Annotated in this window: 18 protein-coding genes and 2 other annotated features; of the genes, 15 read left to right on the top strand and 3 right to left on the bottom strand. The window is 33.2% G+C overall.

Annotation, left to right across the window (positions count from 1 at the left end; genetic code table 11):
- Positions 1-356: 356 nt before the first annotated feature.
- The 10 genes from R9X47_RS13710 to R9X47_RS13665 all read left to right on the top strand — a co-directional run bounded on the left by R9X47_RS13710 (position 357) and on the right by R9X47_RS13665 (position 11,217).
- Positions 357-2,924 (top strand): vitamin B12-dependent ribonucleotide reductase, encoded by a 2,568-nt coding sequence (locus tag R9X47_RS13710; RefSeq protein ID WP_432667431.1) that lies wholly within the window; start codon positions 357-359, stop codon positions 2,922-2,924.
- 59 nt (positions 2,925-2,983) lie between these two features.
- Complete coding sequence (dcd, locus tag R9X47_RS13705) at positions 2,984-3,502, top strand: dCTP deaminase (RefSeq protein ID WP_432667429.1); 519 nt, start codon at positions 2,984-2,986, stop codon at positions 3,500-3,502.
- A 302-nt stretch (positions 3,503-3,804) separates the two neighbouring features.
- Entirely contained in the window at positions 3,805-4,023 is a 219-nt protein-coding gene (locus R9X47_RS13700; protein ID WP_432667428.1) for a TM2 domain-containing protein, read from the top strand.
- Positions 4,024-4,255: 232 nt separating this feature from the next.
- A complete protein-coding gene (locus R9X47_RS13695) occupies positions 4,256-4,684 on the top strand; it encodes a MarR family winged helix-turn-helix transcriptional regulator (protein WP_432667427.1) in 429 nt (142 codons plus the stop codon).
- Between the two features lie 50 nt (positions 4,685-4,734).
- Positions 4,735-5,478 (top strand): hypothetical protein, encoded by a 744-nt coding sequence (locus R9X47_RS13690; RefSeq protein ID WP_432667426.1) that lies wholly within the window; start codon positions 4,735-4,737, stop codon positions 5,476-5,478.
- Positions 5,479-5,664: 186 nt separating this feature from the next.
- On the top strand, positions 5,665-6,198 hold the full coding sequence (locus tag R9X47_RS13685) for a GNAT family N-acetyltransferase (RefSeq protein WP_432667425.1): 534 nt from the start codon (positions 5,665-5,667) through the stop codon (positions 6,196-6,198).
- A 130-nt stretch (positions 6,199-6,328) separates the two neighbouring features.
- Positions 6,329-6,588 (top strand) — a binding site (T-box leader).
- 180 nt (positions 6,589-6,768) lie between these two features.
- Positions 6,769-9,162 (top strand): valine--tRNA ligase, encoded by a 2,394-nt coding sequence (locus tag R9X47_RS13680; protein ID WP_432667424.1) that lies wholly within the window; start codon positions 6,769-6,771, stop codon positions 9,160-9,162.
- A 146-nt stretch (positions 9,163-9,308) separates the two neighbouring features.
- Entirely contained in the window at positions 9,309-9,494 is a 186-nt protein-coding gene (locus R9X47_RS13675) for a hypothetical protein (protein WP_432667423.1), read from the top strand.
- A 375-nt stretch (positions 9,495-9,869) separates the two neighbouring features.
- Positions 9,870-10,370, top strand: coding sequence for a hypothetical protein (locus R9X47_RS13670; protein WP_432667422.1), 501 nt, complete (start codon positions 9,870-9,872; stop codon positions 10,368-10,370).
- A gap of 211 nt (positions 10,371-10,581) precedes the next feature.
- Entirely contained in the window at positions 10,582-11,217 is a 636-nt protein-coding gene (locus R9X47_RS13665; protein ID WP_432667421.1) for a tRNA-uridine aminocarboxypropyltransferase, read from the top strand.
- A gap of 136 nt (positions 11,218-11,353) precedes the next feature.
- Here R9X47_RS13665 and R9X47_RS13660 read toward each other — a convergent pair whose 3' ends face one another.
- Entirely contained in the window at positions 11,354-11,491 is a 138-nt protein-coding gene (locus R9X47_RS13660) for a hypothetical protein (RefSeq protein ID WP_432667420.1), read from the bottom strand.
- 33 nt (positions 11,492-11,524) lie between these two features.
- Positions 11,525-12,454: a permease gene (locus R9X47_RS13655; protein WP_432667419.1), complete on the bottom strand. Its 930-nt coding sequence runs from the start codon at positions 12,452-12,454 to the stop codon at positions 11,525-11,527.
- A gap of 149 nt (positions 12,455-12,603) precedes the next feature.
- On the opposite strand from R9X47_RS13655, the gene R9X47_RS13650 reads away from it, so the two are divergent.
- Positions 12,604-12,954 (top strand): winged helix-turn-helix transcriptional regulator, encoded by a 351-nt coding sequence (locus tag R9X47_RS13650; protein ID WP_432667418.1) that lies wholly within the window; start codon positions 12,604-12,606, stop codon positions 12,952-12,954.
- A 126-nt stretch (positions 12,955-13,080) separates the two neighbouring features.
- On the opposite strand, the gene argS is transcribed toward R9X47_RS13650, so the two are convergent.
- A complete protein-coding gene (argS, locus tag R9X47_RS13645; RefSeq protein WP_432667417.1) occupies positions 13,081-14,847 on the bottom strand; it encodes an arginine--tRNA ligase in 1,767 nt (588 codons plus the stop codon).
- A gap of 62 nt (positions 14,848-14,909) precedes the next feature.
- Positions 14,910-15,223: a binding site (T-box leader), on the bottom strand.
- Positions 15,224-15,500: 277 nt separating this feature from the next.
- Between argS and R9X47_RS13640 the strand changes: the two genes are divergently transcribed.
- From R9X47_RS13640 to R9X47_RS13625, 4 genes are all read left to right on the top strand, one after another.
- Positions 15,501-15,833, top strand: coding sequence for a PadR family transcriptional regulator (locus R9X47_RS13640; protein WP_432667416.1), 333 nt, complete (start codon positions 15,501-15,503; stop codon positions 15,831-15,833).
- The gene (locus R9X47_RS13635) at positions 15,817-16,434 is read left to right on the top strand and encodes an ABC transporter ATP-binding protein (RefSeq protein ID WP_432667415.1); all 618 of its coding nucleotides are present in this window, start codon (positions 15,817-15,819) and stop codon (positions 16,432-16,434) included. Before R9X47_RS13640 ends, R9X47_RS13635 begins: the two co-directional genes overlap by 17 nt.
- A gap of 4 nt (positions 16,435-16,438) precedes the next feature.
- Positions 16,439-17,212, top strand: coding sequence for an ABC transporter permease (locus tag R9X47_RS13630; protein WP_432667414.1), 774 nt, complete (start codon positions 16,439-16,441; stop codon positions 17,210-17,212).
- 317 nt (positions 17,213-17,529) lie between these two features.
- Positions 17,530-18,522, top strand: a complete 993-nt coding sequence (locus tag R9X47_RS13625) for a LacI family DNA-binding transcriptional regulator (RefSeq protein WP_432667413.1) — start codon at positions 17,530-17,532, stop codon at positions 18,520-18,522.
- The last annotated feature ends 56 nt before the right edge of the window (positions 18,523-18,578 follow it).

The following is an 18,578-nucleotide window of genomic DNA, read 5'->3' as shown; positions in this document are numbered from 1 at the left end:
TAATCACCTTCTTAATGGAAGAGATTAATAGAGACAAGTGGTATGAAGGATTTCGTGGAGATAAATATAAATGATAAAGTGTGCTAATAAGTATCTATTAAAGAACAATATTTCTAACATGAAGTTCTATTAAAACATAAGGAATGATGTCACCAAAATCTATCTATAGTTCTCAAAGCTCAATATTAAAATTTTTTATAAAAAAATAATGCAAACGGAGCTTAAATCTTATATAATAATATACACGATACTGAAAATCATTATCTGGTATTTATGATTATCAGCTGCGGGTTCAGGGTACAATATATTGTGTACTATTTGAAAGGTGAGAATGTAGATAAAGGAGAGATATCTTCATGGAGATAAAGAAGCTTGTTAAAAGATATTATACTAAGGAGTTAGAAATTAATCCTCACATAAAGGTTTATGATCTTTTTGATTGGAAGGAAGTAGATGTAAAACTATTTGATTACAAAACGGGAAAAACCCTATGCGATATGAGAAATTTAGAATTTCCAACAACCTATAGCCAAAATGCTTGCGATATAATAGCAAGCAAATACTTCAGAAAAGCAGGAGTATCCAATGAATATGGGTATGAGAGATCATTAAAGGAAGTAGTACATCGTTTAGTAGATTTTTGGACTGCAAGTGCACTATCAGACGGGTTACTTGATGAGAATAATAAAGACATATTTTATGATGAAGTTGCTTATATGATGCTGTCTCAAAAATTTGCACCAAATAGTCCACAATGGTTCAACACAGGACTAAAGAGATCCTATGGAATACATAAGGAAGCCGAGGGACACTATTATTATGATATAGAAAAAGATAAGGTAATGATGTCTGAGGATAGCTATACTAGAACCCAAGGAAGTGCTTGTTTTATAACAAGTATTAATGATTCCTTGCTAGGAGAAAAGTCAATTTCCGATCAACTGGTAACGGAGACAAGACTATTCAAACATGGTTCAGGGACTGGTACAAACTTCAGCTCCCTTAGAGCGAGGGGAGAGAAGCTATCCGGCGGAGGAACTTCGTCGGGATTAATGAGCTTTTTAAAAGTTTTTGATAGAAATGCTGGAGCGATAAAGAGTGGCGGAACGACTAGAAGGGCAGCAAAGATTGTTTGTCTAGATGTAGAACATCCTGAAATTTATGAATTTATAAGATGGAAAGCAAGAGAAGAGGACAAGGTAAAAGCCTTAGGCAAGATGGGTTATGACATTGATTTTAATGGAGAAGCCTATGAAACTGTATCGGGCCAAAATTCAAACAATTCCGTTAGATTTACACATGAATTTATGAAGAAAGTAACTGGATTTGAATCAGATTCTTCTTGGGAACTTAAGGGGAGAGCTGATTCAGGTATAAACATGAAAACTAATGCTAAGGAGCTATGGAAGGAGTTTAACCATGCATCATGGAGATGTGCAGACCCGGCACCACAATTTCATGACACAATAAATTCTTGGAATACTTGTCCAATGGGAGAAGAGGGAAATGGAGAAAATATAGAGGCTTCAAATCCATGCAGTGAATACCATTTCCTAAATGATACAGCTTGTAACTTAGCAAGTATCAATTCGGTTAAATTTTATGACTATAAAGAAAATAAGTTTGACATAGAAGGATTTTTACATACTATAGCGCTAGTTCAAATAGTTCTTGAAGCGACGATTCATTGGGGACAATTTCCAACGGAAGATATAGCAAGGAGAAGCCATTACTTTAGAACAACAGGACTTGGAATTGCCAATACAGGGGCCCTACACATGCTGATGGGCCATCCATACGATTCCGATGAAGCAAGGGCAATTGGAGCAACGTTAATGGGGATTATTACGGGACAGTCCTATTATGTATCTTCCTTAATGGCCAAGAAAATAGGAGCCTTTCCAAAGTATGAAATAAATAGAGAGCATATGCTTAGGGTTTTGAGGAATCATTGTCGTGCAGCAGGAGCTATAGAAACAGAATTTGAAGACCTAGACTACAAACCATTGATGATAGATCATGATTTATTGCAGTCTGAAGGGTTTAAGGATTTAAGTAACACTTTAAAGAATGTATGGCTAAAGACTATTGAGTCTGGTGAAAGATATGGATATAGAAATGCACAGGTATCAGTTGTTGCTCCAACAGGTACTATTTCCCTCGCTATGGACTGTACCACTACAAGTATTGAGCCATTTTTTGCCCATGTTGTATACAAAAAATTAGTGGGTGGAGGATTTATGCAGATAGTAAATCCATATATTAAAGCAGCCCTTCAAAGACTTGGTTATACATCTTATCAGATTAGGGATATTGAGGACTATGTATTAAGGAAGGAAAGTGTCACTGAAAATGGATACACCTTTGAAAAAATTTCCGATGGAAAAATTGAAGGGGCTCCCCATCTAAAGGAAGAACACTACAAAATATTTGATACTGCTAATATATGCGGAACGGGTAAAAGAGCTATAGAGCCTATGGGGCATGTGAAATATGTTGCAGCTTTAACACCACTTGTATCAGGGGCTATAAGCAAGACAGTCAATTTACCGAGGAGTGCAACAATAGAAGATTTTGACCATGTACATATAAAATCATGGGAGCTTGGTGTAAAATGTATAGCTCTTTATAGAGACGGATGCAAAGCAAGCCAACCACTAAATTCATCTAAAGGCAATGGCGAAAAGGGTCTAGAGGATATGTCTTATGTTGAACTCCTAGATTTTGCAAAAAATCTTAAAGAAAAATACGAAGAGATGAGATTTAAAAGAGAAATGGAACTAGCAGTTACAATAGAGTCAGAAGCAACAGTGCCTGAAGGTTATAGGGAGGTTACTTGTTCCAGTTGCGGAAGTACGTCAATGGTTCCTAATGGTACCTGCCATATTTGTCTAAACTGTGGGAGCACTACTGGATGCAGTTAATATATAAAAAAGTTAGTATTTGAAGCCATAAACCCATATAACAGAAAAGGGGAAAAAAGATGATTTTATCAGGAAGAGAAATAAAGGATAGAGTTGGAAAAGATATATTCATTGAACCATTTAGTGATGATCAATTAAATCCAAACAGCTACAATTTAAGATTGCATAATGAACTAGTAGTTTATGAAGAAGAAGTGCTAGATATGAAAAAGGATAACAAAGCCAAAAAAATCATAATTCCACCAGAAGGCTTAGTTTTAGAGCCTGGAAAGCTGTACCTAGGTAGAACCCTTGAGTATACAAGAACAGAAAATTATGTACCAATGCTTGAAGGAAGATCTTCAATTGGAAGACTTGGACTGTACATTCATGTTACAGCTGGATTTGGAGATGTTGGTTTTAGTGGTTATTGGACCTTAGAAATACATTGCATACAGCCCATAAGGATTTATCCCGAGGTGGAAATTTGCCAGATATATTACCATACAATTCAAGGAGAATTTGAAAAGTATTCAAGTGGCAAATATCAAAACAATGAGGGAATACAAACTAGCAAGTTATTTAAAGATTTTAAGTAAGTATTTAATATTTTGTAAAGCAGGTCATAGATTGGCCTGTTTTTAATTCGCCAACATAAGAGGCGGTTTATAGGAATAGGTAGAAGCGAATAATATAGAAAGTAATATATCAAATCTACATAGTCCATTAGTAGTTGCGTTGATCATCGATGGAACTGAATAACCTCTCTTAGAGTATATCTCCAAGAACCAAGAAAAATTGAGAAAAAAGTCGAAATATGATATTTATATCTATACCAATTTATGCTATAATTTCAATGTTAATATAAAGTTTTCAAAAATTACAGTAGGAGGAAGATTTTATGGAATCTACAAAGAGTAGAACAGCGGCCTTATTATTATGTTTCTTTTTAGGTAGTTTTGGTGCACATCGTTTTTATGTAGGAAAAACTGGAACGGCTATTTTACAAATAGTAACATTTGGAGGATTAGGAATTTGGACTCTAGTAGACTTTATTATGATTATAGTTGGTAATTTTACTGATAAAGATGGAGCTGTAGTTACAAACTGGTCCAATTAGAGGGAAGGGACAAGCTGTGTCCTTTTCAATGTTTAAATTTCTATAAAAATTATTAGGTAAGTTTTTTTAGCATTAAATCCCTTCGTACTAGAGAATAGAACGAAAGGATTTTTTGTTTTTATAGTATGAAAATAAATAAAATACAAAAATATGAATAGAGAATAACATCTAACTTGAAAACAGTTCGATTACGTACTATAATGAAATTAAGAATAAAAGAAGGGAAAATACAATGAATAAATATCAAGCAATTTCAATGATAACAAGAATACGTGGGGAAGTATTTGACTATATTGAATCTGAACTTGTAAGGTATGGGATAGAGGGACTTGTAGTATCGCATGGCAATATCTTGAATATACTATATGGAAATGAAGGAAAATTAACAATGAAGGAAATTGCTGAGGGGATAAATCGGTCTAAATCTACAGTTACGCAGTTAATAGATAAGCTAATTAAGTTTGAATATGTTAAAAAAGAACAATCATCCGAGGATAAAAGATATAGTTTTATAATATTAACTGAAAAGGGATGGGGAATCAAACCTTATTTTGAAGAGATTTCAGATAATGTTATAAACATGTTTTTTAAAGGATTTACAGATATGGAAATATATATTTTTCTAGAAATGTTAGACAGAGTAAGCAATAATTTTGATTAATATTTTTTTAAATAAATAGTTCGGTTGCGAACTAAAATGAGGTGGAAATTATGAATACTGTTCTGAGATTACTAGAAAGACAGAGAACTACCCGGAAGAATCAATTTTCTACTAGAAAAATTAGAAAGGAAGATATTGAGATCATTAAGGCGTCTATTCTAAAAACTGCTGATGCATCCAATCGTCAATCATACTCCGTTATTATTCTAGATAAGAATCAAGTTAATACTCTTGGTTTAGCAGGTGACATGGTTTTAATATTCTGTATTGATTTCTATAGGTTGCATCGATGTTCAGAGCTGCTTGATTGCGATTTTGATAGTCAATATATGATGCAGTTTACTACAGCCTTAATAGATATAAGTATGTTAGCACAATCGTCGATACTTGCAGCCAATTCACTTGGAATAGATACTCTTATAACAAATGAAATATATCATAATAAGCTTGAGAAAGCCTTTGATAAATTAAATATACCGCAAAATTATGTTTTGCCAATGATAGCAGTTTGTCTTGGGTATTCTAAGACAGACAATAGAAAACAGAAGGGCAGGATAGATCTAAATCATATTTTTCATGACAATCAGTATAAAAAGCCATCGGATAATGAAGTTATGAGGATTATAGAAGAATATGATGATGAGAAAAGAAATATTGGGCTAATAGAAAATTGGAAAGAGAAGGGTTATAAACACTATCTAGAGTGGTTTTTTAATAAATGGTCACCTGTAATTGGATCAAGGATAGAAAGCAATGCCTTCGTTGAGGTGCTAGAAAAACACAAGATAGTTTGATGTCAATCAGTTTAGATGGGTTGAGAATTATTTGATTGAGACTAGTAAAGAACGAATTTTTCTGAAATATTATAGAGGTTTCTATTGGTCTAAATAGAATATAACAGGAAGATGGTAACTATTAATAGATAGGGTGTTTTAATAGATCAAAGAACGAGTCGGAAGTTGACAAGGAGGAGAAATAGTATGGAATATATAATGAGAACATCTAGGTTGGGTCTGAGAAGATGGAAGGAATCTGACTTAGAACCATTTGCTGAGATGAACATGAATCCAGAGGTCATGAAGTATTTTCCTAGCACACTTACAGTAGAAGAAAGTAACTCATTAGTAGAAAGAATCAATGAACATTTTGACAAGCATGGATTTGGATTATGGGCTGTAGAATTGTTGGAAAGTAAAGAATTTATTGGATTCATTGGTTTAAAAATACCTGGATTTGAAGCTGAATTTACACCATGTGTTGAAATCGGTTGGAGACTAAGTAATGAGTTTTGGGGAAATGGATATGCCACTGAGGGTGCAAAAGCTTGTTTAGACTATGCTTTTACTGACCTAGGGATTTCTGAGATCGTTTCATTTACAGCTGTTTTAAATAAACCTTCAATGAGAGTAATGGAAAAGCTAGGTATGAATTATGAAGGTGAATTCCTACATCCGAAACTGGATGAGAATCATCCATTGTGTAAACATGTTTTATATAAGATTATCAAAAAATAAACTTTTGAATAATATGTACTAAAAAAGAAAAACTATATACAATTTCTTTTGAAAATATTAAATAAGTTTTTCTTGACATTACTTTTAGGCGGCTATATAATGTCTGTAACAATATTTAAGCTAATAAGATTTAAAGACTTTGATGAGGAGGAGTACATAATCACCTGAGTCATAGAGAGGAGATGTTGGTGGAAATTCTCCATGAAGGGTTTATGGAAGGTAGCCTCTGAGTTGTGAACCGAAATCATAAGAGAGTAGACTTCGCCGGAGTCCCACCGTTAAAGGGGAAGTAGTATCGGATAAAGATTTTTATCTCGTACTATATATTGAGAGTGTGTATTTACACAAACTTAGGTGGTACCGCGGAGATTACATCCCTTCGTCCTAATGATAGGACGGAGGGATTTTTGTTTTGCCGGCATTAAAATATAAACTTCTAGGCGCCTAGAAAAAATACAGAGATTCCAGTGAAAACTTCAACTTATACAGATCAAAAATCCCAAGAATCATCGAATATCTTGATATATACAAATTTAGTTTCACTAGGAAATCTTTATAGGAGGTTTTAAAATGTTAGGTAAAAAGTATAAATACGCTGAAACAGAAAAGAAGCTTCAAAAATTTTGGGAGGAAAATAATATTTATTCCTTTAAAATGGATGATGACAGGGAAATATATTCTATCGATACCCCGCCACCTACAGTTAGTGGAAAACTCCATATAGGACATATTTTTTCTTACACTCAGGCTGAAATGATTGCTAGGTATCAGAGAATGCAAGGAAAGAACGTGTTTTATCCCTTTGGATTTGATGACAACGGATTACCTACAGAGAGACTTGTAGAAAGAGAGCTTGGAATTATTGCAAGGGATATGCCTAGAAGTGAGTTTATAGAGAAATGCTTAGAAACTACAGAAAAATATGAAAAAATATTTAAAGAATTATGGCAGTCCCTAGGATTCAGTGTGGATTGGAACTTAGAATACAAAACAATAAGTCCTTTAGCACAAAGGATTTCACAAAAATCCTTTATTGACCTAGTAAAGAAGGAAAAGGCCTATGCAGAAGATAGCCCAGTATTGTGGTGCACCCATTGCCGGACTTCTATAGCACAAGCCGAGCTAGAATCAAAGGATATAGACTCTACCTTTAACTGGATACCATTTTATATTGAAGATGAGACAGTATATATAGCTACAACTAGACCAGAACTACTCTATGGCTGTGTTGCGCTTTTTGTACATCCTGAAGATTCACGATATACGAAATATATTGGTAAGAAGGCCAAAGTTCCCTTATATGACTTTGATGTACCTGTATTAGCAGATGAAAATGCGCAGATAGATAAGGGCACAGGGATTGTAATGTGTTGTACCTTTGGTGATACAGTGGATTTAGAGTGGTACAAAAAATACGATTTACCCTATAAAAAGGTTATTGGTTCTGATGGAACAATAGATGAAAATGTGCCGTACATTAGCGGATTTGAGATAAATTGGGCTAGAAAAGAGATTATTAGGATATTATCAGATAATGACCTATTAATTAAAAGTGAAACTATAGTTCATGCAGTATCTACCCACGAAAGATGTGGAAGTGAAATAGAGATCATTCCTTCGAGACAATGGTATATAGATATTTTAAGTTCTAAGGAGGATTTTCTAAAGGCCGCTGATGAAATAAATTGGTATCCCGAATATATGAAAAATCGCTATATAACTTGGGTAGAGAACCTAAAATGGAACTGGTGTATTTCAAGACAGCGCTTTTTTGGAGTACCATTTCCCCTCTGGTATTGCAGTGAGTGTGGGAAATACATTTTAGCAAGGGAAGAAGACCTACCTATTAATCCATTAGAAGATAGTCCTAGAGAAAAATGTAGCTGTGGATGCCAGGAGTTTATACCTGAAACAGCCGTATTAGATACATGGGCGACTTCTTCAGTTACGCCATTGATAAATGCTAAATGGAATGAAGAAGGTGATATGAGTGAAAAGTTACTTCCTATGAGTATGAGGACTCAAGCCCATGAAATAATTAGAACCTGGGCATTTTATACAATAGTAAAAAGTATCTACAACACTGGACAAATACCATGGAAGGATATCATGGTATGTGGGTTTGTATTAGCTAAAAAAGGAGAAAAAATAAGTAAGTCAAAGAAAAACTCACGCTTATCACCACCTGAGCTGATAAAGGAATATTCAGCAGATGCTGTTAGATACTGGTCTGCAACTGCAAAGCTAGGAACTGATACTATGTTCTCGGAAGATGAATTAAAGAACTCAAAGCGTTTTATGACAAAGCTATGGAATGCTGCAAAGTTTACTTTAATGCATTTAAAGGACTATGAAGGTGCCATACCAGAGTATATACTACCAGCTGATAGATGGATAATAGAAAAGTATAATGATACAGCGCGAAGGGCTAGTGATAGTCTAAATAAATATGAAATAGGTATTTCAAGGCAAATTATTGATGATTTCTTTTGGAAGGATTATTGCGACAACTACTTGGAGTTAGTAAAGGATAGACTATACAAACCGGAAATCTACGGAGAGAAAAATCGTATTTCAGCACAATATGCATTATACAAGGTATGTCTAGGCATTTTAAAGTTGTATGCTATATATGTACCTCACATTACGGAAGAAATTTTTAGTGCATACTTTGTTTACTATGAGGATACTATATCGCTTCATGAACAATTGTGGGAACAGGCAGATACAATTGACGAGAATATTTTAAGTTTTGGAGAAACTCTTAAGAAAATATTAATGGAAGCAAGGAAATATAAGTCTGAGAGAAATATGTCATTAAAGGAAAGTATAAATAAGATTGAAGTAGTAACCGATAATAATATAAATCATTTGATGGAAACCATGTCAGATCTAGTTGCTTGTACTAAAACTAAGGAAATAATCATTGAGGAAGGAAGTAAAACCTTAGTAAGGATTAACTAGGAAATCTTTTAAACAGATTGGAAAAGAATCAATTAACTTTTTCCATCACCTTTCAGTATTTGAAACATATAATTCGCACTTGAAATCCAAAATTTACCTCGTATACAGGAAGAAATCAAGTAAAAAATACAGACGAGGTGATTCTAGTGAAAAGAAGAGGCAAAAGAAAAAGTAACCTGGAAAATTTCTTCAAAGAAATGGCATATGAGCTTGCTGGAGAAATTGGAGCAGTAGATAATGAAGAAATGCAAAACAACAAAAATCTTACCACCGGGCAAGGTAGCAGTCATGGAAGGCATAATAGAAATAGATTTGGAAACAAAAGGGTATAAAAGACTTATTCTTCTAAGGAAGGTAGCTATCCAACTAAATAGTAGTTACCCCGTGGCTAAACATAAATTTCATGAAAAATAACTTTATTAAGGAAACTGTTGATATAGAGATTACAATCATAACTTTAATTGTAAATCTCTATAATCGGTTTCCTTTTTTATTTACTTAAAACAAGAGAGCATGAGTTTAGATTCCAATAGTTTGCATGTAAAAGCTATAGAATGATAAAATAATAATTAGGCTATAAGAAAAGAGTTACGGGGTGATGGCGTATAGATAGAAAAATTATCATAGGAGTTCTAATAATTGCAGTCTTTTTTATTTTCTATACTTTTCGTGCAAGAGATATTGATGAGATTATTAATACTGATACTTTGAAAACTAATTATAATAACCTAAATATAAGATATAATGGCGGTTTAGGTATCAAAATAAAGGAAACTGAAACACAGGATATTAGGAAAATCAATTTACTATTAGAACATATAAAATCCTATAAACTTAGAAGAACGTTTAAAAGTGAATTTGATGTTGGAACGCTAAAATCATATCGTATTATACTTGATTCAGAGGGTGGCGGATTCTTACATATTTATACTATGGGATATAAATATATTGGAATACTAGACCAGAATGGTGATAGATTCAGAAACTATAGGATTTTAAAGAAGGACTTGGATTTAGATTTTTTTAATAAATTTTTTAACTCATTAGCCAAGGAAAATAATACAATGAGCGCTATAGAAGAGGAAAACGAAGATTACATTTTAGTAGATAATAATGGAAGTATAACTAAGATACCGATTACTAATATTCCTGAGCTAGAAAGCTATCTAAATGATTTTTCTGAAATGGAGAGCTGGAAGAATGGCTAGATCAGGAAACAGGAAAAAGCAAAACTATAAATATTAAACTATTCTAAAGATAAACAACTTCAAGGTTTAATAAATTTCAAAGAAAAAATGTAGAAGCGTTCATTATTTTCTTTAAAATTTATTTTAAATGTTAATGTTGTTTATCTATAATAGGGACTCTATATACAGATATAAATCAGACAATATAAAATAGATATTTACTGGAGGAAACATGGATCAAAATTACAATGTAAAACAGATAACAAGTTTATATGATAGTTGTAATAAGTGTGGTTTATCAGTTATAAACTGCATTTGTGACAGAGCATCGCAGATAAAAACTAATGCAAAGATTTGGATACTATCAACTAAAAGAGAGTTCCATAGACCGTCAAATACTGCAAGATTAATAAATTTAGTTAATCCAGATTCAACTGAGATTTTTCTTTGGGAAAGGACGAAGGAGCCTAAACAGTTAATTGAGAATATAAGCGATGAAAGGTATGAACCCTATTTAATATTCCCTGCAGAGGATGAAGAATCAATAAATAGAAAAGTAGAATATAAACCCACAGGAAAAATCCCTGCCTTTATTATAATAGATGGTACATGGAAGGAAGCTCGAAGAATATTTAGAAAAAGTGACTATCTGAAAAAACTACCTATTATTTCATTGGAACCAGACTTTAAGTCCCAGTTTACTTTAAGGAAAGGTGCTGGAGAAGGAGATCTGTGTACAATAGAAGCGGTAATGGAGGTACTAAAAATAAATGGAGAGACTGAAAATGTACAAGCAATAGACTCCTTTTATAATTTGTTTTTAAGAAGCTTTAGAGCAAGTGCAAGTGGACATAGATTGAAGGAGTAGGTAGGATAATAGATTGTAAGAAAGTGAAGGAAGCGTCTCAGAATGGCGAATTGCTGCGTTCTTCACTCATTCTGAAACACCCTGTGACTGAACTCATAGAGTTCTTTATAATACATCCTCTTGTAAAGCAAATCAGCTACTTATCTTGTTTTTTACCATCTTCTTTGTCTGGATTTGCTTTTTTATCTTCATTCTCAACTATTTCTACACCACAATTGCAGCCAGATGATCCTTTGAATATCTTACTTAAAATGGATTTTTTTTCTTTGCTCATTATCTCACCTCCTTTAAATCAATAGTTTTCATGCTAAATCACGTTAAAAATATTGAACATATATCCAGTAATTGTGGCTACTAAAAAGACGGATAAAACAAAGGCAATAACCATTTTTCTTTTGAAAATTGTATTGAGCAATGTCACTTCTGGTATACTAGCTCCAGCTCCTCCGATTATAAGGGCCATTATTGCACCTATACTCATACCCGATGCATTGAGGGCCTTTGCGATTGGAATCATAGTTTCAGTTCGCACATACATCGGGACTCCAATCATTGCTGAAACAGGGACTGCAAATAGATTATCTGGACCGGCAACTTTAGCAATGAAGCTTTCCGGTACAAATCCATAGATGAATGAGCCTACTCCTGCTCCTATAAATAAAAATGGTAGAACTTTAATAAATAGTGCAAAGGTATCTTTAAAAGCAAGTTTAAAGACTTTTTTATGCCTTTCTGCAGTTGAACCTTCAATAACATCGAAGGTTACTTCTTCATCGTGTCCTCCTTTGATTGCTACATTTTTTATCTGACTCTCCATTCCAAGTCTCTCTAGTAAAGACCCTACAATAACTGCAAAAACAAATGTGAATGCTGCATAAATTAATGTTGTTTTAAATCCAAAGAATTTTAGAAAAAGAATAATAATCATCGGATTCAAAACTGGCGAAGAAATTAAAAAGGATATAGTACCTCCAAATGGGGCTCCACTTTTAAATAATCCAACTAAAATCGGTATTGTAGAGCATGAACAAAATGGAGTTATTGCGCCTAATGCTGCTCCAAGTATGTTCTGAAGACCTCTATGAGGTTTTGTCAAAACATTTTTTATCGTTTCCTTTGAAATATATCTTTGAAGTAGTGCCACTAGAAAACTTATTCCAATAAATAATGCAATAAGTTCTCCCATAATAAGCTTAAAGAAATCTAAAGCAACTGTAAGATTGTTTACTTGAAACATTAGTATGACCTCCTCTGTATTTGATTTTTTCTGTTTACAGGTTTATTATAAATAATATAGGTTAAAATAAAAGTACGCACTTTAAAGTTATTAGTTACTTATTGGATATTACTATCAATTTAGAACCTAGTGAAATGGAGGAGTCTGACATGGATAAAAATAATAAAAAAATTGAAGATCTAACTCTTTCAGAATGTGGAATAGAATTCACACTATCTATTATGGGAGGGAAATGGAAACCATTAATACTTTGGTTCTTGGCAAAAAATGGTATAAAAAGATATGGGGAAATCAGAAGGTTTATACCTTCAGTTACTAATAAAATGTTAAGTCAGCAATTAAAGGAATTAGCAAATGATGAGCTAATACATAGAAAGGACTATAAGGTAATACCACCGAAGGTAGAGTATAGCATAACAGAAAAAGGCAAAACCTTGGTTCCGTTATTAGATTTTATGTGTGCTTGGGGATATGAACACAGAGATGATATTAAGAAATAGCATCAAAAAAGAGAGTTAAACAATTATTTTGTTAACTCTCTTTCTGGCAATTATAATTTTCACTTACCCATATAATCTTACAGATATATTTTGGCTTTGGAGATGAACCATTTGTTTTGAGGCATTCTACATCTTATCTAAAGAATCAATACCTAATAAATAAAGGCATTTTTCAAGAACCTTGATATTCATATTTAATAAATTTAACCAAGAAGCTTTCTGCTCTGCATTCTCTTCCTTTAGAATGATTGTCTCATGATAAAAGCGATTAAATAGATTACTTATCTCGAAAATATATTCACAGATTTTACTTGGAGCATTATCACTATAGGAGCTTTCTATCATACTATTAAATTCTATCAATTTCAAAAGGATGTCTCGTTCTGTGATGCTTCGTGGAGATAGTATTTTACCCGATTTTTTCCAAAACTCTGGCTCTACCTTGTTTAATATAGACTTCATTCTTACAATAGTATATTGAATGTATGGGCCAGTCTTACCTTGGAAATTTGCAAATCTATCGATATCAAAAATGTAATCCTTCGTGGATTGATTAGACAGATCTCCATACTTCAATGCAGCCAATCCAACCTTAATGGAAATATCATCTACAGTTTCTGAATCATATTGAGACTGGCTATTAATCAGCTTAGCTTTCACGCTATTTCTAAGGATGTCAATAAGGTCCTCAAGCTTCATGATACCACCTTCACGGGTTTTGAAGGGCTTTCCATCCTTACCGTTCATTGTGCCAAATCCAATAAAATCGAGCTTTAAATCTTCAGAAGCAATATTGGATTTTTTAGCACATCGAAAAACCTGCTCAAAATGCAATCCTTGTCTTTTGTCTACTACATAAATGATTTCATCAACATCATATTCCTTTACACGTTGGTAGATAGTTGTTAAATCTGTAGTACTGTAAAGTGCTGCCCCATCGGATTTTAAAACAATAAAAGGTGGTATGGTTTTTTTATCACTTTCTTCTTCAACTGGTACAATTAATGCACCTTTGCTTGTTTCTGTAAGGCCTTGTCTTTTCAAATGGTCTACAACCTTCGGAATATCCGCTTGGCAATCACTCTCACCCTTCCAAAGATCAAACTCTACATTGAGTTTACCATAGTTTTTCTTTAGATCTTCAACGGAAACTTCGAGAATGTGACGCCATAATGCAAAATAACCCCTTCTACCTTCCTGTAACTCCGCCGTAGCTAATCTAGCTGCTTCCATAACCTCAGGATTTTCCTTGGCGTTCTTACTTCCCGTTGGATAGATTTCTGAAAGCTCATCTATAGTAAATGGAGGTTCTATAGGATAATCGCCACTATAGGACTCATCGAAGTAGGGGAGTTCAGGCTTTCTTGATTTAAGCTCTGTGATTACCATTCCAATCTGTAGGCCCCAATCGCCTAAATGAACATCGCCAATTACCCTATGACCCTTAAAGCGTTTTATACGTTTTATACTTTCACCAATTATTGCGGCCCTCAAATGCCCAACATGTAAGGGTTTCGCAACATTAGCACCACCATAATCTACTATAATAGTCTTAGGTTCGTTGGCTTGTGAGCATCCCAAATGATCATCATGATACATTTCATTTGCGTAGTTTATAATAAAATCATCTTTTAAGACTATGTTTATAAATCCGGGATTAACAACGATAATTTCTTCAAAGCAATTGATATCATCTATAGCATTAACTACATCGTTTGCAATCTGAAAGGGAGCTTTTTTGTATTCCCTTGCAGCAGCCAACGCTCCATTACACTGGTACTGACAAAGATCTGGTCGATTTGATAACGTAACGGTACCATACCTTTCGTCATATCCAGCCTTCTTAAAACCTTCCTTTAGAATTTCAGATAAGACAACAACCATCATTTTCAAAATAAACACCCTTTCTATATTTATTATCCTGAATTATTAATCCAATAAAAAAACCGCCTCAAAAAAGAGACGGGATATATCCGTGGTACCACTCTAATTGACTATGATTCATTAATCATAAGTCCACTTAAGACCCTTAACGTGGGCAACGTTTTTTCTTACTGAGATATGCAACATTAGAACTAAAAATATTCTGCAGAAAATAATGAAGGCTTCAACATTCTTTCAAAGAATATTTTCACATTAAAGTTGCCATATACTTTTTCAGAAAAACTCCTCCGAGGCTCTCTTCCTTTTTAACAATCTTATGGGCTCACACCAATCCCCACTCGCTAAAAGACATTATAAAAAGTACTCTTCTCTTCTCAGGATTTAAATATATATTAACAGATATACTATAATAAACTTTTATAATTGTCAACGGTAAGTTTTCAAACTATAAAAGTAAATATGCGAGATAAACAACTTTAAGGTATAGTAAATTGAAAAGAAAAAATGTAAAAGCGTTCATTGTTTACTTTCCAATTTATTTTAAATGTTAATGCTGTTTATCTATAATTGACAGTTTATATATTTATTGATATGATAATATCATAGGATGATATCGTAACGCGATATCGATATGCGATATTCTTGAAAGGAGGGAAATAACTATGAAAGACAAAATATTGAGAAAGCTGTTTTTAGGATTTATACAGATACACATACTTTACCACGCTAAAAAAGAGGCTATATACGGCACATGGATGATGAAAGAGTTAGAGGAGCATGGGTATAAGATCAGCCCTGGAACCCTATATCCATTATTGAACAGAATGGAAAGGGAAGGTTTATTATATAAAACGGAAAAAAATGTTGATGGAAGAATAATAAAGTTTTACGAGATAACTGAATTAGGAGAAGAGGTTTTAATGGAAGCAAGAAAAAAAGCTGCTGAGTTGACACATGAAGTTGAAGAAGAGAGGGATAATGTTGATTCGATTTAAGGATATAAATTTAAGTTTTAAGGATAAGGTAGTATTTCAAAACTTTAATATGGAGGTTAGTAAAGGTGAAAAGGTGCTTTTAAGTGCTCCCTCTGGTAAGGGTAAATCCACATTGTTTAAGTTACTTTTAGGTTTTCAGAAGTTTGACGGAGGAGAAATACTATTTGAGAATAAGAAGTTAGAAAAAAATAGTCTTGCATATTTTCGTAGGAATATAGGTTATGTAAGCCAAGATGTGGATCTAATGAATAAAAAGATTTGGGATTTGCTCCTTGAGATTTTTTCCTATAAATATAACAAACATATAGAAATTACTAAGGAGAAATTCCTGGGTCTTACTCAATATTTTGATCTTCCAGCAGATATTATGGAAAAAGAAGTAAGGCAACTTTCAGGAGGGGAAAGACAGAGGTTAGGTTTAATCATATGTATACTCTTGGATAGAGAAGTGTGGCTCTTAGATGAAGTTACCTCTGGATTGGATAAGGATATGAAGGAGAAGGTAGTGGATTATATTTTGAAACAGGATAAGACGATGCTAATAATCTCCCATGATAAGATTTGGAGCAAAAATGATATCGTTAAAATAGAGGAGTGGTAGATATATGAATGCAGCAGGAATTTCTTACTTATCTATGGCAAGCTTGATTTTTCTAATAGTACCAATGGTTATAATTAATTATAAGTTAAATCTAGGTATAACGAAGAAGATATTTTATGCCATAGGCAGAATGGCGATACAACTTAGCTTAGTTGGTATTTTTCTTCAATATATTTTTGACATTAACAATCCTTTAATAAACTTTTGTTACCTAGCACTTATGATAGCTGTGGCAAGCTTTTCGGCGGTTAAATCCTGTAAACTTGATATAAGAAAATTTATCATTCCGTTATTTTTAGCCTTTATAGTTCCCAATATAGTTGTACTATTGTTCTTTAACACCTTTGTTATAAGACTAGACAACCTATTTAGTGCTCAATATATGATAACTATTGGCGGAATGTTACTGGGGAATAGTTTAGGCGGAAATATAGTATGTATAAATAATTTCTATAATGGAATAAGACAAAATAAAAATGAGTACTTGTACTCTTTGAGTCTGAATGCTAATAAAATCGAGGCTCTAACGCCTTACTTTAAAAATGCCGTGCTATCTTCGATAAACCCTACAATTGCATCAATAGAAACCATGGGTTTAGTGGCTCTACCTGGAATGATGACAGGACAGATATTAGGTGGTGCAATACCGATAACTGCAATAAAATATCAGATAGCTATAATGGTGGCTATTTTAATAGCAAGATACTTTAGCGCAACCTTATCAATATTGTTTACTGCTCATAATGCCTTTGATGATTACGATATTTTGATAGTGTAGAAATAAAAAATTCTGGGACTATACTCATAAGTAGAATCTATGAGATAGTCCCTTATCTTTTGAAATCTAATGTAATCCATTACAAAAAACTTCTTATGAAATAGTACTTTATAATTGACAAAGAAAAAAATGGAAGATATAATTAAAATGTAATCCGTTACAAATGTAAGCGATTCTGTATAGAAATAGGAATCGTTATTATATTTATAAAATATGTAATCCATTACATTGAATGAAGGTGATCCCCTATAAGTTAAGGAATCACCACTATATATAGGATTTATGTAATCCGTTACATTTCGAGGAGGAAAGTAGACATGATTACTATAGAAAAGGTTGCAAAAGAAGCGGGAGTATCGGTTGCTACGGTTTCAAGAGTTTTAAATAAAAGTAACTCAGTTGCTACTAAGACAAGAATAAAGGTTGAAGAAGTAATTAAGAGGTTAAATTATGAGCCGAATATGTTAGGAAGAAATCTAAGAAGATCGGAGAGTAGAATGATATTAGCCCTCTTACCGAGTATTTCAAATCCTTTTTACACTTTGATTATCGATGGAATAGAAGATGTTGCCAGAAAATCAGGCTATAGTGTATTACTTTGTCAGACTGATTCTAATCCAGAAAGGGAGACAGTTTATTTTAATATGTTGAAGCACCGATTAGCAGATGGGTTAATTTCATTAGACCCGACGGTTGATATAGAACTACTCAGGGATGTTGCTAAAAATTATCCTATAATTCAATCCTGCGAATTTTCCGAGGAATTAGATATTCCCTATGTTACAATAGATAATTTTACAGCAGGATATAAAGCAGTAAAGCATTTAATATCCATTGGAAGAAAGAAAATTGCACTTGTTAATTCTGATAAAAAGTTCATGTATGCAAGATTAAGACATGAGGGATACGAAAAGGCTTTAGATGAAGCGGGAATAGAGTATAGAGCCGAATATGTAATCAATGGTGAGAATGATTTTGAATCGGGACAAAGAGCAATGAGACAGTTGCTAGAATTAGAAGACAAACCCGATGCTGTTTTCTTAGTATCTGATATATTAGCCATTGGCGCAATAAAAACCATAAAGGAAAGCGGTTTAACAGTGCCCGATGACATCGCAATTGTAGGCTTTGATAATATACAATTTGCAAATATGATGAATCCATCTATTACTACTATAGCACAGCCAATGTACGAGATAGGTTGTCAATCGTGTAGGATGCTGATAGAAAAAATACAAAATAAAGAGAAACATATCGATAATACTGTAATGGACTTCGAGTTGATCATTAGAGAATCTACTATGAAATAACAATCACTATCTTGACTTACAGAGTATTAATTAAATTAACAAAATTAAAGGTTGTT

The sequence above is a fragment of the Wukongibacter baidiensis genome (assembly GCF_050888315.1).
GTDB lineage: Bacteria > Bacillota > Clostridia > Peptostreptococcales > Caminicellaceae > Wukongibacter > Wukongibacter baidiensis.
This window is presented reverse-complemented; position numbering and strand designations above follow the sequence as displayed.

What these genes read in the sequence shown, in the direction of transcription:
- R9X47_RS13710 (WP_432667431.1), top strand. Translation starts at nt 357, where the DNA reads ATGGAGATAAAGAAGCTTGTTAAAAGATATTATACTAAGGAGTTAGAA.
- dcd (WP_432667429.1), top strand. Translation starts at nt 2,984, where the DNA reads ATGATTTTATCAGGAAGAGAAATAAAGGATAGAGTTGGAAAAGATATA.
- R9X47_RS13700 (WP_432667428.1), top strand. Translation starts at nt 3,805, where the DNA reads ATGGAATCTACAAAGAGTAGAACAGCGGCCTTATTATTATGTTTCTTT.
- R9X47_RS13695 (WP_432667427.1), top strand. Translation starts at nt 4,256, where the DNA reads ATGAATAAATATCAAGCAATTTCAATGATAACAAGAATACGTGGGGAA.
- R9X47_RS13690 (WP_432667426.1), top strand. Translation starts at nt 4,735, where the DNA reads ATGAATACTGTTCTGAGATTACTAGAAAGACAGAGAACTACCCGGAAG.
- R9X47_RS13685 (WP_432667425.1), top strand. Translation starts at nt 5,665, where the DNA reads ATGGAATATATAATGAGAACATCTAGGTTGGGTCTGAGAAGATGGAAG.
- R9X47_RS13680 (WP_432667424.1), top strand. Translation starts at nt 6,769, where the DNA reads ATGTTAGGTAAAAAGTATAAATACGCTGAAACAGAAAAGAAGCTTCAA.
- R9X47_RS13665 (WP_432667421.1), top strand. Translation starts at nt 10,582, where the DNA reads ATGGATCAAAATTACAATGTAAAACAGATAACAAGTTTATATGATAGT.
- R9X47_RS13660 (WP_432667420.1), bottom strand. Translation starts at nt 11,491, where the DNA reads ATGAGCAAAGAAAAAAAATCCATTTTAAGTAAGATATTCAAAGGATCA.
- R9X47_RS13655 (WP_432667419.1), bottom strand. Translation starts at nt 12,454, where the DNA reads ATGTTTCAAGTAAACAATCTTACAGTTGCTTTAGATTTCTTTAAGCTT.
- R9X47_RS13650 (WP_432667418.1), top strand. Translation starts at nt 12,604, where the DNA reads ATGGATAAAAATAATAAAAAAATTGAAGATCTAACTCTTTCAGAATGT.
- R9X47_RS13640 (WP_432667416.1), top strand. Translation starts at nt 15,501, where the DNA reads ATGAAAGACAAAATATTGAGAAAGCTGTTTTTAGGATTTATACAGATA.
- R9X47_RS13635 (WP_432667415.1), top strand. Translation starts at nt 15,817, where the DNA reads ATGTTGATTCGATTTAAGGATATAAATTTAAGTTTTAAGGATAAGGTA.
- R9X47_RS13630 (WP_432667414.1), top strand. Translation starts at nt 16,439, where the DNA reads ATGAATGCAGCAGGAATTTCTTACTTATCTATGGCAAGCTTGATTTTT.
- R9X47_RS13625 (WP_432667413.1), top strand. Translation starts at nt 17,530, where the DNA reads ATGATTACTATAGAAAAGGTTGCAAAAGAAGCGGGAGTATCGGTTGCT.